At 36.0% G+C, this 13,868-nt stretch carries 9 protein-coding genes; 3 read left to right on the top strand and 6 right to left on the bottom strand.

The genetic code is table 11. From position 1 onward, the window contains the following. Positions 1–27: 27 nt before the first annotated feature. From AC51AA_RS01375 to AC51AA_RS01360, 4 genes are all read right to left on the bottom strand, one after another. Entirely contained in the window at positions 28–480 is a 453-nt protein-coding gene (locus AC51AA_RS01375; protein ID WP_500703953.1) for a response regulator, read from the bottom strand. Between the two features lie 94 nt (positions 481–574). Beyond that, positions 575–1,165, bottom strand: a complete 591-nt coding sequence (locus AC51AA_RS01370; protein WP_500703952.1) for a porin family protein — start codon at positions 1,163–1,165, stop codon at positions 575–577. 21 nt (positions 1,166–1,186) lie between these two features. Next, a complete protein-coding gene (locus AC51AA_RS01365) occupies positions 1,187–1,966 on the bottom strand; it encodes a membrane metalloprotease (RefSeq protein WP_500703951.1) in 780 nt (259 codons plus the stop codon). A 76-nt stretch (positions 1,967–2,042) separates the two neighbouring features. Further along, positions 2,043–3,086, bottom strand: coding sequence for a hypothetical protein (locus AC51AA_RS01360; protein WP_500703950.1), 1,044 nt, complete (start codon positions 3,084–3,086; stop codon positions 2,043–2,045). 255 nt (positions 3,087–3,341) lie between these two features. Between AC51AA_RS01360 and AC51AA_RS01355 the strand changes: the two genes are divergently transcribed. The 3 genes from AC51AA_RS01355 to AC51AA_RS01345 all read left to right on the top strand — a co-directional run bounded on the left by AC51AA_RS01355 (position 3,342) and on the right by AC51AA_RS01345 (position 7,355). Further along, complete coding sequence (locus AC51AA_RS01355) at positions 3,342–3,857, top strand: RNA polymerase sigma factor (RefSeq protein ID WP_500703949.1); 516 nt, start codon at positions 3,342–3,344, stop codon at positions 3,855–3,857. Between the two features lie 62 nt (positions 3,858–3,919). Beyond that, positions 3,920–4,834: a FecR family protein gene (locus AC51AA_RS01350; protein ID WP_500703948.1), complete on the top strand. Its 915-nt coding sequence runs from the start codon at positions 3,920–3,922 to the stop codon at positions 4,832–4,834. Continuing rightward, the gene (locus tag AC51AA_RS01345) at positions 4,821–7,355 is read left to right on the top strand and encodes a TonB-dependent receptor (protein WP_500703947.1); all 2,535 of its coding nucleotides are present in this window, start codon (positions 4,821–4,823) and stop codon (positions 7,353–7,355) included. Before AC51AA_RS01350 ends, AC51AA_RS01345 begins: the two co-directional genes overlap by 14 nt. Positions 7,356–7,640: 285 nt before the next feature. Here the strand turns inward: AC51AA_RS01345 and AC51AA_RS01340 are convergent, their stop codons facing one another. Next, entirely contained in the window at positions 7,641–10,853 is a 3,213-nt protein-coding gene (locus AC51AA_RS01340; RefSeq protein ID WP_500703946.1) for a DUF8487 domain-containing protein, read from the bottom strand. Between the two features lie 152 nt (positions 10,854–11,005). Beyond that, positions 11,006–13,789: a glycoside hydrolase family 2 protein gene (locus tag AC51AA_RS01335; RefSeq protein WP_500703945.1), complete on the bottom strand. Its 2,784-nt coding sequence runs from the start codon at positions 13,787–13,789 to the stop codon at positions 11,006–11,008. Between the last annotated feature and the right edge of the window lie 79 nt (positions 13,790–13,868).

Here is a 13,868-nt window from a genome sequence, read left to right as displayed (position 1 = left end):
AAGGGCAGGATAAATTTGCGCACTAATCTAGATTAATCTAAAATTAGCATTACTTTTTTCGAATGAAAACCAATCCATTTGTAAAACATTTTCAATAAGCGACTTCAGTTCGTTGAATGTACTAGGCTTTACGGCATAAAATGTTGCCCCAAGATCAAATGCTTTCTCTATAATTAGAGGATCATTACAAGTTGAAAGTATGATAACATTCGTTTTTTTCAAATCCCCGTCTTGACTTCTTATTTCCTCCAAACATTTAAGCCCATCCTGTTTAGGCATATTAATGTCCAAAAAAATAACTTCTGGAAAATCAACTTGCTGATCATAAATAATATCCATCAACTGTTTTCCATCTTGAGCTTGAGTTAAGACTGCCGTACTGTCGATTTCAAATAAGGCATCGGCAAACATTCCGCGATCATCCTCGTCATCATCTGCTAAATAAATATTTCTTGGAGAATTGGTATTTTGTAAAACCATAGCAAATTATTAAGTTAGAAAATGATAGTAAAACCTAAATTTAGCAATATGTATGCCAGCATCTGGTTCTTTATTCCTTTTTTTGATAAGAAGCTTAAAAATCAAAACCTACAGAGAATTGCCAAACTCTATTTTGTGCTCTTCCTTCCTCATATAAATCTCCTAAACCTAAGTGGTAACGCACTCCTAAACTGATACCTGAATCAGTTTTGAATCCTCCTCCAAAGTTCATCCCCCAATCAAAACTATCAGGATCATATTCTTGTGAACCGCTAAAAACCCCATCATATTCCTCTTTATGCGAAACCGCTAATCCAATTTGAGGACCTGCTTCCAAAAAGAAATTTCTAGAAGGATAGGCTTTAAGCATTACAGGTAAATTGATATAATCTAATTTTTGTGTAAAAGTACCTCCACTATTGGTTATTTTATATCCTTGCTGCGAGTACATCAGTTCAGGCTGGATAGAAAAACTTTCACTGATAAAGGACTCTCCATAAACTCCAATATGAAAACCGTGGCGTTGTCCCGTCTCTCCATCTCCATCAAAATTTACGGCCGCTAAGCTATAACCTCCTTTTATCCCCGCGTTTGATTTAGGAACACGGTTATGTTGTGCCTGTATTGTCGTTATTACACCTAAAAATAACGCGATTACCCCAAAAATTCTTTTTATCTGTTTCATATATAACTAATTGTTTAAATTTTATTTCCCTCCATTGGCACGGAGATCCGCAATGCATTGGGCATCTAATTGTGGTGCAGCACCGCCCGATATCATATTAGACATACCACTGGCTGTTTCTGACGCCCAATACATTAAACATGTTTTTTCAGTACAATGTTTTGCATGTTCTGCATCTTCATGATTACTTTGCATAGCAGTACCAAGGTTCGTTAATCCTAAGATATGACCAAACTCATGAGTAATAACTCCAGTCTCCAATAAACTTCTGCTTGGCTCCAATGGACTATCACTTAAACCCTGAATGGTTTGTTCAAAAATAACAAAAGAAGTATTTCTGTAGGCCGTCCCAAGAATAACAGCTGTGTCCGTATCCTTCGAGGATTTTCCATCTGCAAAAAATGCCCAGACGGCTATTTCATCAGCATTGTTGTATTTGGTTCGATTGGCATCTTCAATACTTACAATTTCTTCATTAGTGTAAGGTGAATTCCCTGTAGAGGGTATCGCACGTTTTATAACATGGACACCGTTTGGCTTATAGGTTCGCGCTGTAACAAAGGATACAAAATTATTGATCGCTGTAGCACTTGGTTCAAAACCTTCTACATACACCACTTCGATCACCATGCTCTTAAACTTGTTATCAGATAATAAATTGTTAGCTGAACTTCCCGTTGGCTGTTTATTGGTATTCGGATTTATGGCCACTGGATTATCTGAGCCATCATCTTCCTTTGAACATGATACCACTGAGAGGAACAAACTAATTGCCAATAGAGAAATTGTTTTTTTCATCATTATCTTTATTATTAAATTTAATTAAGAACAGCCAAATACTCTTAGCTGTTCTTAACAGATCACCAATTAAATCCTTTTATATTTGTTTCAATACCAATGTTACGGCAGCATTAGTTGTACTTTGTAGCGTGAGTGTTGTAGCAGTAAAACTGGTTACTTTCCATGTATTATTCAATAAAACAAAGGAAGCATTCGCTGAGAAATTAAGTTTTAGCAGCACCTCTAATTCAGAACTTACCGCATAGGTCCCATTGACCGTTGTGCTCAATGCATTAGAAGCGGTTATGGCCAAATTATTTGCAAAGTCTAAAGTAAAATCTTTGTAGTTCGCTGCTGAATTTACTCCTGCGCTCACAAATGAATCTATTTTAAATTTTCCGTTAACTAAAATAGGCTCTAATTTTTTGGCATTTTGAATTGCTAGGGCCATCGTTTCTTCTACTTTTAAAGAGCTATTGATCGCAGCTTGCAATTCAGCATCACTAGAAATTGTTATTTTAGTTCCATCACCAATTGTCACAGAAATAGGGTACTTAACAGAGAATAATTCTGTACTGCTGACATTAGCCATATACGCATATAATTGTTGTTCTGAAGTGATGACAATACTTCCCGTTTGTTGCAAACTTAAATTATACGTTAGAATGGTAATGGGGAAGTCGATACTTACTGAAGAAATGGCAGCTTGACTTGAAGATCCCGCTGATGTACAGGCAGTAAGAATGGCATTATATTCCGTTTGACTGTTAACCGTAACCTCTGTATAGTCACTTAATTTAACTTTTACAGGGAATTGTAGTACAGCGGTATCTTGATCATCATTAAATTGTCCAAAAATAGAAATAACTTGTTGATAATCTAATTGGCTTAAGACCGCAACCTGAACGCCATTTACTTTAACAGTAACCGGTAATATAATGGAAGAACATGATGCTCCGTCTAAGAAATCATCAAATGAGCCATCATACATCGAAGTACGTTTAAGATTCTTTGTAGTGGTTGAATTTACTGAATTTGTATTGGGATTATCTCCTTGCTGATCATCAATTTCATTTTGACATGATGTCAAACCTAAGATCGCCACCAATGCAATTCCCGTAACCATTTTTAATTTTTTCATAATCTTCAAATTTAATGTATTTTTAAATTGACAAGCGATGTTTTAGCGCCTTTCTACTAGTAAGACAACCATGTTCATTTTTACCCTACCAAAAAATTTAAAAAAAACATAACATACTACAAACAAACTCATAAAACTCTAAAATTCACCACTATATTGCGTAAGGTTTTCAATTAAAAGCAATAATAATGAACACCTCTCTTTTTCTGGAAAAATATTTTACATTTACAAACAACAAAAATGAAGTAATATTCTATGAGCGACGAAAAAAGTACACTTTGCGAAGAAAATCACTTTAGAGACTTTTATTTAAAACACGTACAATCAGCAAATAATTTTGCTTATTACAAATGTGGTGATGACCAGGCTGCATTAGATTTGGTACAAGATGCCTTTACCAAAATTTGGGAGAATTGTGCTAAAATTGACATCACAAAAGTCAAAACCTATTTGTTTACCAGTATTTCTAATTTATTTCTAAATACCGTAAAACATCAGAAAGTGGTGTTCCGATATGCCAAGGACACCCCTAACTTAGACACCCATAATCAAAGTCCTGAATACTTACTCGAAGAAGAAGAATTCAAACTTAAACTCACTAAAGCTATCGCCTCCTTAAGTGAACTACAGCGAGAGGTATTTTTACTCAATAGAATAGAAGGTAAAAAATACAGGGAAATAGCAGACTTACTTGATATTTCTCAAAAAACAGTAGAAAAAAGAATGTCTGGAGCGCTACAAATACTAAAAGCTCAAATAGAAAATATATAATTTATTCATTTAGGTATAGGGTAATTTACAAGTTAATTGTCTTATAAACATAGAGAGGAAAAATGAAAAAGGAAAAAGAAATATTAAAATGGTTCAATAATGAGCTTTCAAGTACTGAAATTGAAGATTTGAAAAAATCGGAAGATTTGCGCACACTTGAAAAGATTAATCATTATGCAACACAATTGGAAACTCCAAAAGTAGATCCCCATGCTGCCTTGGAGGCTTTCGAAGCTAGGAATCTTACTAAAAAGAAAACAAAAATCAGAACGTTAAACTTTAAAGTAGTGTACAGTGTAGCTGCTGCTCTGCTGGTACTATTCACTACCGCTTATTTCTTGTTTTTTAATACCATTACCTCTATTGAAACCCAAATAGCGCAAACAAAATCAGTTAGCCTACCGGATCACTCTCAAGTGATCTTAAATGCCGCTTCAAAACTAAGTTATAACGACAAAAAATGGGCTGACAAAAGGGATTTAACTTTAGAAGGGGAGGCTTTTTTCAAAGTAAAGAAAGGACAAACTTTTAGTGTACACACCACGTCGGGAGTCGTTAAAGTTTTAGGAACACAATTTAATGTAAAAGAGCGTAAAAACTATTTCGAGGTTAAGTGTTACGAAGGTTTGGTAAGTGTCTCCTATGGCCATACTACTATTAAATTACCCCCTGGCAAAACCTTTAGAGTTCTTAATGGTAAGATCGAAACTGTTGAAGATTTTAGCGCACAGAACCCTTCATGGCTCCAACAAGAATCTAGTTTTGATAAAATTCCGTTAGACCAGGTTATTGCAGAACTGGAGCGCCAATATGATATCAAAATCAAAGTGGAAGGAGTAGATACTTCCAAACTGTTTACCGGAAGTTTTACACATACTAATGAGCAAATCGCACTTCAAGCCGTTACCATTCCGCTTAAATTAAGTTACAAACTGCAAGGGAAAACTATTATATTTTACAACTATGGTCTTAAATAAATGGCTAATTTGTTTACTATTGTGCGTAGGCAGTTTTTGTTATGGACAAAACACGGCTAAAAAAGTTCCTTTGACTGAGCTAATTCTTTCGATTGAAAAGCAATTTAACATTAAGTTTTCCTATGCCGTTGAAGATGTAGCGGCTGTCTCCCTGGAAAAACCAAGTACTTCTTTTACCTTACCGGAAACAATTGAGTATCTAAATTCAAAAACACTTTTAAACTTTAAAGCCCTAGATGCTCGCTATGTTACTGTTTCGGTGCTAAACAAAACGATATCCGTCTGTGGAACTGTTTTATCCGATGAAAACAAAACTCCTTTAGTTGGTGCTTCCGTCGTTGTTGGTAACAATGGTAGCAGTATCATAACAGATCAAAACGGTAAATTTAGCCTTCAAGATATCCCTATAACAGCCTCCCTGATTATTTCCTATATGGGTTTTGAATCGATTCAATTTCCAGCTAATGAACTGTTTTCGGAACAAAACAAGTGCAAGAAAATAGTACTTTGTACCAAAAACGAGGAGTTAAATCAGGTTTTAATACCCGTTTACTTAACTCCTGGATTACAAAAATATCTCGATGGAAGCACGGTTTTAAATACTAAAAAATTTGGCATACTTCCTGGACTCATCGATCCCGATATTTTACAATCCGTCCAAATACTTCCTGGTGTTGAAAGCACTAATGAAAGCATTGCCAATATAAATGTGCGCGGGGGAACTAATGATCAAAATTTGGTACTTTGGGACAATATCAAAATGTATCACTCCGGCCATTTTTTTGGGCTAATATCTGCTTACAACCCTAACCTTACCAACAAAGTTGTGGTCACTAAAAATGGAACCAGTGCGCAATACAGTGATGGCGTTTCCAGTACGATTAATATGTACACCAAAGATTTAATAAGTAATACTTTTTCTGGCGGTGCAGGTGTTAATGGTATTAGTGCTGATGCTTTTTTAGAAATTCCTATCACTAAAAAAGTAGAACTTCATATTTCTGGACGTCGTTCTATTACGGATTTGTATAAATCCCCTACTTACACTAAATATTTTGACCGTAGTTTTCAGGATACAGAAATCTATGCAGATAACGATCAGCATAATGCCTCCTCCGATTTTTACTTTTATGATTATACCGCAAAACTACTTTTCGATTTGAATGAAAAACATCAATTCAGAGCGAATATTATTGGTATTAACAACGCTTTAGATTATTCAGAACGTCTTACCCATTCAAGCGAAACCCAGTCTAAAACCAGTACGCTATCACAAAAAAACATTGGTTATGGTGGTAATTGGAAAGCACAATGGAATTCAAAATTAAGTACAAACTTGATCTCTTATTTGTCCCGATACAATATTGAGGCTACGGATCACCGAGTGGAAGAAGACCAGCGTTTAACGGAAGGAAATGAAGTGCTGGAAACAGGAGTCAAACTCAATACGTATTACAAAGTTGATGATCACTTAAATTTCTTGCTTGGTTATCAATTTAATGAGACGGGGATGTTAAGCCAAACCACGGTCAGTAATCCATTTTACTCCAATACTAAAAAAGATGTTTTATTAAACCATGCGGTATTCTCAGAGATGGAATATAGTAAAAAGAACACGTATTTCAGAGTGGGCTTGCGTTTAAACTATTTTCAAAAATTTGAAACACTATTGGTAGAACCTAGAATAAACATTCGACAAAAATTATCAGATGAATTTGCTTTAAAACTAGAAGGGGAATTTAAAAATCAATCCACTACTCAGATTGTCGATTTTGAAGATGATTTTTTAGGTGTTGAAAAAAGACATTGGGTTTTAGTAACCAACAAAGACATTCCTATTGCCAAGAGCAAGCAAGCTTCTTTTGGAGTCGAATTCAATAAAAACAAACTCAATATCGAAGCGACGGGCTTTTACAAAATTGTAGATGGTATTACAGCTTCCAATCAGGGTTTTTATAACAGCTTTCAATATACTCGTGCCAATGGAAGTTATACCGCTAAAGGTCTTGAATTTTTAGCCAATAAAACGGCCAGTCAATATAGCGTTTGGCTGAGTTATACCTTTAGTACAAATGACTACAAATTTGATGCTTTTACCCCCTCTACCTTCCCTAATAATGTAGACATAAGACATTCTGTGTCGCTTGGTTTTTATTACGACATTCTTAAAAACATAAAAGTATCTGTAGGTTATAATTGGAGAAATGGTCAGCCGTACACCAAACCAGTTGAGGGTCATGAAACCGTAGAAACCGGAAATCAGACTACGGTCAACTATGCTTCTCCCAACAGCGAAAATCTAGATAATTTTATGCGTTTAGATGCTTCATTACAATATAATTTCAATTTATCATCTGTAATCAAAGCTTCCTTAACAGCGGGTGTACTTAACCTTACGAATGAGGATAATGTGATTAATCGCTATTACAAAGTCAACCCAAATGATTCTAATGATGCCGTCCAAGTAGACAACAAATCACTTGGCTTAACCCCTAATATTAGTTTCAGAGTGAATTTTTAACTCAGTAGGCTGATTTAAGATAAAAAGTACCTTATGATTATAAGTTACTCTTATTGCTCTTCACCGCTTTCCAATGGTCGCCATTTATCCCTGAAATAGGTCAAGAAATTTCAACTATTAATACAGCATCTTCTCCATTTAAAGTCAGAGTTTCTTCATGCATTTCTACAGGAAAATCTCATCATCATTATTGGCGATTTTACGATGCACAAAAATCACATCAGGAGACTAATATTTCTTATTAAAACAGTAGTACTACTCGGCATATTTACACTTAAACTACCGTTATTTATTTTCCACAAAAATTAACTCATCAATCATCACATTGCTGCCAGCAAGACTATTAGTGCGTAAAATCAATTTACCATCATTAGTATCTTCACGCATCACAAATAACTTAACCCACTTCCCTTTTTTATCCAATAGACCAGTAACCGATTCTCTTCCTTCTATCCAGATTTTAGCCTCTCTTCCTTCCTTATTCCAATCAGAAAAATGCACATACAAATCCCCTATTAAGCCTTGAGGTACATTCATTTCTATTTCTATTTCTTTTGCAAACCAAGCCGCTTTATCATCCCATCGCCAGATTGAAGGGTTTTCATTATTCTTAAAATTGTATTGCATTTTTCGTTTCAAGACCGAAACATCCATTTCTTTCTTCCAAGGATATTCACCCGTTTCCTTTGATACATTGATTCCCGCTTTTACATAAAGTAGTGCATTGGCAAATTCTTCCGGCACCGGAACTTTGCTTTGGGCTTCCTTTATTAAAGGAAATGTCGCTTGCAAAAGAGGTAATTCTACAGCAATCTCTGGATTAAAATCACGGCTATTGACATATTGCAAAAGGCTATATCGAAGTTGTTTTGCTACAGCACCCTTATTATTCTCAATATCATAACCACAAACCAACAAACGTCCCTTACCAACACGACACTCAAACAAAGAACCCAACTTTTCGTTAATATGAAAATCACTGATGGGTTGCGCAAAAGGCTTTATGCCTGCTGGCCAATTCTCTAATTTAAAAGCCCTACCCTTGCTTATTGATTCCCATTGCCAATCTCCATAGAAAGCCGAAGGGAAATTTTTAAACGCAGGATGCTTTTCGTTTACACTCAGACCAAGAGTTGTATTTTCCTGTCCAGGAAAAAATATATTGGACCAAAATAGCGGTTCAAAAAACAATGGTCTAAAGGATTCTGGTTTACCCAATTTAGCGGCATATAACACAACTGTCTCTCCTTTTTTCAAGGCTGCCATTGTTATGTCATCAATTTTATTCGTTTCAAAAACTTTCGAAGCGGCTATCTCAGGAAGATTTGATGGATAAATCCACAGCGACCATTCATTGCGGTAGGAAGTACCGGGAATGTTGATTTTTAGTTTTGCTTCCACCGCTTGCGAAACAGCAGCTAGGGGAACATTGATCTCTTGAATGCTTTGAAGTTGACCTCTTTTTATTATTGCTTGCTGTATTACTCCCTTACCGATTGATCTCCCATCGGTCGTTATTAATTCCCATTGTACGTCATTCTTCAAGTCTGCAGCGCTGTAATTGGCAATCTGAATTGTTGCTGTAAACTTTTCTTTGTTCTCCCATACAAATTTTTTAAATCTTGCCAATGGGACTATTGCATTATTGTACTGTCTAAAATATTCTGGGGAAGTAGTCCCTTTGTCATCATAAAACACATCAAGCCAGCCCACCAAAGCTTCACCCTGTCCTTGATAATCCTGCATACTGAGCATCTCAAAACCAGCACAAGACTTCGTTCTGTAGAAATTTTCAATCAGTGCTTTGTATAACTCTCTTTGTTGAGCACCACTTGCGGCATGAAATTCGACATCTTTATTTACCAGTCCATTCGCTATGGCTGATTCGCGGCATTTCTCTAGATTGCGGGCTTTCAAAACTCCCTTATATTTATCTATTTCACTCCACAAAGGATAAACAGGAAATTGTCCCACTTCATGGGCAATGATGGGAATAGTACTTTTGGAGTAATTCTTTTCCAAATCATAATCTGTATTTGGTCCCTGAATTCCATACGTTCCTCCCACTCCTGGAATATTATGGGTAACACTAAAGTCATCCACTGGCATAATTTTTCTAGCCGTTGACACAGCATACAATCTTCTACTATCTTTTTCTTTTAGCTTTTTAATCCATTGCTGCATCACATCAAAATTGGAATTACCCAACTCATTTCCAATACAAAGCATTACAAAAGAGGGATGATTACCATAGGCATCCAACATGCGTTGTAACTCCTGTTGAACAAACTGATCAGCAGAAGGATTTTTACCCAAACCTTCTGGCAGCCCTTTTGTTAACATGTCTGGACGATCTTTAGGTGTTGCGGTCATCCAGTAGTCAATCCAGATGGTTTCGGCTTGAATATAAATACCTAATCTATCCGCCGCTTCAAAAGCCGCTTCAGGTGGACACCAGGAATGGAATCGTACATGATTAAGACCGTAGGATTTATAAATTTTAAAAATTCGCTCCCACTCTTTAACATCACAGGAAGGATATCCTGTTAGGGGAAAATGTACACAATCGAGATTCCCCCGCATAAATACGGGAGCCTTGTTGATGAGAATCTTTGAGGCAGAAGTACTCACACTTCTAAAACCAAAATTGGCACTTTGTTCATCTCCGTTCCCAAGTGTAGCCTTGATTTCATATCGATTGGGGGTGAATTCATCCCATAATTTGATTGGAAACCCCATCTTCAATGTTTGGGTCTGTTCTTCGGTATTGGAAAGCATTTTTTGCGTCGTAAATACTTTTTTTCCCGTTTGTAAATCAGTAATTACATATACAACTTTAACTGGAGCCGGGTTTTTAAGTTTTAATTTTAGCTCCAATTCCTTTTTATCTGCATCCGCAAACAACTGCATATTTTCGATATGCACCTTTTCTATTGGACGCAATTCTATTTTCCCAACAGCTCCATTCCAAATACTTTGGGTATATTCAGTATAAACATGACCTTTATCTCCAATGTTATAAATTAAATCATTGTTGATTCTCATAGTGATCACATGCTTCCCTGGATTTAACTTCCCTAAGCGATGCAAATGTGGCACAGCCAATGCGTCTTGCTTGGTCAACAATTTTCCATCGACCCAAACTTTCGATTCCCACATTACTCTTTCCAGAAAAAGCTCGATATCTTTTCCTTTCCATTTTACTGGCACATTTATTTCACGGCTATACCAAGCTGGCCCCACGTACTTGTATACACGGGAAAGAATGCCGTAATCGGGTCCAATTGTCTTTGTTCCCTTATGTCCTTGATCTGTAGTACCGGGTAATTGAATAGTCTCTGAGAATTTGGTCGTTGACCAATTTTCTTTTTCTCCTCTGTTGTCTCGATCTAATCTGAAGTTCCAAGAACCAGATAAATCAACATTCTTATCTTGAGAAAAAGTACGATCTACTGCCAAGAAAAAAAGACAGGCTGCAAGTATTAGTTTAATTTTCATTCGTATTAAATTTAAAATTATCTGATTGATAACTATATTTTGATGTATTAAAAATGTTCGGAATTAACAAAAAATATTTCCTTTAACGCGCTGTTAAATTATTCCCCATTTCTTCCAATGGAATGGATGTGAGCGACCAAATTTAAATTATACTAATAAAAACCCCCAGCCGATTCTTTTTCTTTTTCATCCATCAAAATTAATTTCAAAGCATCTGGGTTTTTAATCGTTTTAGGCTTAAATGAATCACTATTCATGTAATCAAGTATGGAAATTAGCATTTGTTTAGCAACCGGACGTTTATCTAAATCCGTAGCTAAATCAAAGGATGCAATTACAAGTTTTCCTGATCCTACAGTACCTTCGAAAAGTGAGGCCAATTTACGGTTGTTTGTAAAGTTGTCTACCATCTCCACAATGGGACTACCACCGATAATACTATCCATAATAAGAGTTGTAGAATGGATATTTAAATCCCACCATTGCCAATCAGTATGCATATCTGTTGGGAAAGCAGCCAAAGCTTTGTGCGTTGGATCGCAAAGTACTCCCATAGTACCAGCTTGTTTAGGGAAATGGACAGGACTCCAAAATACAGGAACAAACTTCCCTTGGATGCCCTTAATTTTCTTCCAATCTGGATTCAGTAATACCCTACGACCTGCATTAAGAAGTGTGTAAGCTTCCTTAAGACTTTGAGTGTATACTACTTTTCCATAATCTAATGTCTGCTTTTGTGGATAGACCCATACATTCCATTGATTTCTATAATCAGTTCCTTTTAGAGATACAAGGATTTTTAATTTAGTCGCCTTAGTTATTTTTTGGAGACTCTCATTGATATCAATAACTTTTTGATTATATCCTAAAGAGATTGTCGTTGTTGTCGTACCCGAAGCCAAAATAGTAGCATTATCCATGACACTCCATTCTATTATTTGATCATTTAAGTCAGTTGCAGAATAGTTACTCACGTCTACACTGGCCACAAAAGGTTCATTGTTCATATAAGTGGCTTTTGGCATACGAATAACAGGTACAACTTGGGAGGAAAATTGTCTGAATTCTGCAGCAGAAATTAGATTTTTACTATCCCAAAAAGCGTCCAACAAGCCTACCAAAGCTGTTCCTTGACCTGGGAAATCGTGTAAGTCTAGCAATTGAAAACCACTAATTCCAGCGGTTTTTAAGGCTCTTTCTATCTCCTCTTTATAGAGTATTACGGCCAATTTACCTGAAGCTTTGGTATAATCTGCTGCCTTACTAATCATTCCTTTACTTTCCAAATCTTCTTTTACCGCCTTAAAGTTGAGCGGTTCTAAAACGCCTGTATATTTGGAAATTTCGTCTAGCTTAGGATAAACGGCATACTGCCCTATTTCATGTGTAATCAAAGGCACATTCATACCTTCTACTGAAGTTGAATAATCCTTGTTGAATGTGGGAGACTCACTATTAAAAACACCTTGTCCACGTACCCATCCTTTTTTAGTCCTTTGGGTAATAAAAAAATCATCACCTGGTTCAGGAAAAGCCCCATATCCTTCTTGGAAAGTAAAAGAAGTAGTGGTGTAAAGATGCCTTGGGTCTTTACTCTTTAAACTGTTCATCATTTTAGTCAATACAGTCATATCTCCTTGCAATTCGTTACCCATGGACCACATACAAAAAGAGGGATGATTACCATATTCATCTATCATATGTTGCGCTTCATCATACAAAAAATCAGTTACTCTTTGATCTTCTCCGATAGTAAGAACCCAAACCGGTAACTCTACCTGCAGGTAAAAACCCATTTCGTCAGCTACTTCAAAAGCTGCTTTAGGGGGACACCATGAGTGAAAACGAAGATGATTTAACCCCCATTCTTTAGCCGTTACAAATACTTTTTTCCACCCTTCTTTGTCCATTGGCGCATGCCCTGTAAGCGGAAAAATATCACATTCTAATGTTCCTCTTAAAAACACAGGTTTATCATTTATCGTAAGTACAGAACCTTTTTTAGAAAACTTACGCATCCCAAAATCCACTGAGCTGAATGATTTATTTTTTGTTGTTTTCAACTGGGCTTTTAATTCGTATAATTCTGGAGAAAATTCACTCCAAAGTTTTACATTCTCGCCCATATTATAATCAACTTCAATTTCAGATTGCCCTGATTTTATTTGAATACTCTGTTTAAGGGCATTGATAGCAATTTTACTCTTTTTATTAACCGCAACAATATTTAAAACTCCCTTTTCCGTTTTGTCCGTATTATTATTTAGGGTAATGGTTAATTTCGCTGTACTTAAATCAATATCCGGATTTACTTGCAAATTAGTAATTCGAATAGGATCCAAGGCTTCTATTTTCATATCGCCTATGATACCGTTCCAAATAATCTGTGTGTCATTGGTATAAGCATGCCCCATATTATCTCCACTGATATCAAACTGTTTTCGATTGTCAACACGAATAGTCAGTCGGTGTGTTTGACCGGGAATTAGATATTTTGTAAGGTCAAAATAATGAGGTGCAATTAGACTATGTTGCTCACTTCCTAACTCTTTGCCATCAATCCAAACATTGGTTTTCCAGATTACACGCTCCAATTTCAATATAAATTCTTTTCCTTTCCAATTATCAGGAATTGTTATTTCACGGGTATACCATGCTGCACCTAAATAACTGTTTTTTCGAGTTAAATGACTCAATTGAGGTCTCTTCAAACTTGGCTTTAGTTTGTTAGGAACTCCTAGTCTAGCATCATCAGTAGTACCCGGTAATTGCATTACTTGCTTAAAGGCTTTATTTTGCCATCCATTTTGCAGCCCAATGCCTGTACTATCTAACTGCACTGTCCATTCTCCGGCTATATCCATTGCCAACTTATCCTTAGAGTCCCATGAACAAAGTAAAAATAAAAGTAAGACAGCTGTTAATATTTGTTTCATTTGTATGTTATTAAAGTTTTAAAACTAAAACTTAAGGGGTTATTATTTTATTATTTGCATGAGAAAGCGAATCTATTCC

This window comes from Flavobacterium sp. OHVDL-2026-0007 (assembly GCF_059882335.1).
The sequence above is the reverse complement of the archived record's forward strand: the minus strand, read 5'-3'. Positions and strand labels throughout refer to the sequence as shown.

What these genes read in the sequence shown, in the direction of transcription:
- AC51AA_RS01375 (WP_500703953.1), bottom strand. Translation starts at nt 480, where the DNA reads ATGGTTTTACAAAATACCAATTCTCCAAGAAATATTTATTTAGCAGAT.
- AC51AA_RS01370 (WP_500703952.1), bottom strand. Translation starts at nt 1,165, where the DNA reads ATGAAACAGATAAAAAGAATTTTTGGGGTAATCGCGTTATTTTTAGGT.
- AC51AA_RS01365 (WP_500703951.1), bottom strand. Translation starts at nt 1,966, where the DNA reads ATGATGAAAAAAACAATTTCTCTATTGGCAATTAGTTTGTTCCTCTCA.
- AC51AA_RS01360 (WP_500703950.1), bottom strand. Translation starts at nt 3,086, where the DNA reads ATGAAAAAATTAAAAATGGTTACGGGAATTGCATTGGTGGCGATCTTA.
- AC51AA_RS01355 (WP_500703949.1), top strand. Translation starts at nt 3,342, where the DNA reads ATGAGCGACGAAAAAAGTACACTTTGCGAAGAAAATCACTTTAGAGAC.
- AC51AA_RS01350 (WP_500703948.1), top strand. Translation starts at nt 3,920, where the DNA reads ATGAAAAAGGAAAAAGAAATATTAAAATGGTTCAATAATGAGCTTTCA.
- AC51AA_RS01345 (WP_500703947.1), top strand. Translation starts at nt 4,821, where the DNA reads ATGGTCTTAAATAAATGGCTAATTTGTTTACTATTGTGCGTAGGCAGT.
- AC51AA_RS01340 (WP_500703946.1), bottom strand. Translation starts at nt 10,853, where the DNA reads ATGAAAATTAAACTAATACTTGCAGCCTGTCTTTTTTTCTTGGCAGTA.
- AC51AA_RS01335 (WP_500703945.1), bottom strand. Translation starts at nt 13,789, where the DNA reads ATGAAACAAATATTAACAGCTGTCTTACTTTTATTTTTACTTTGTTCA.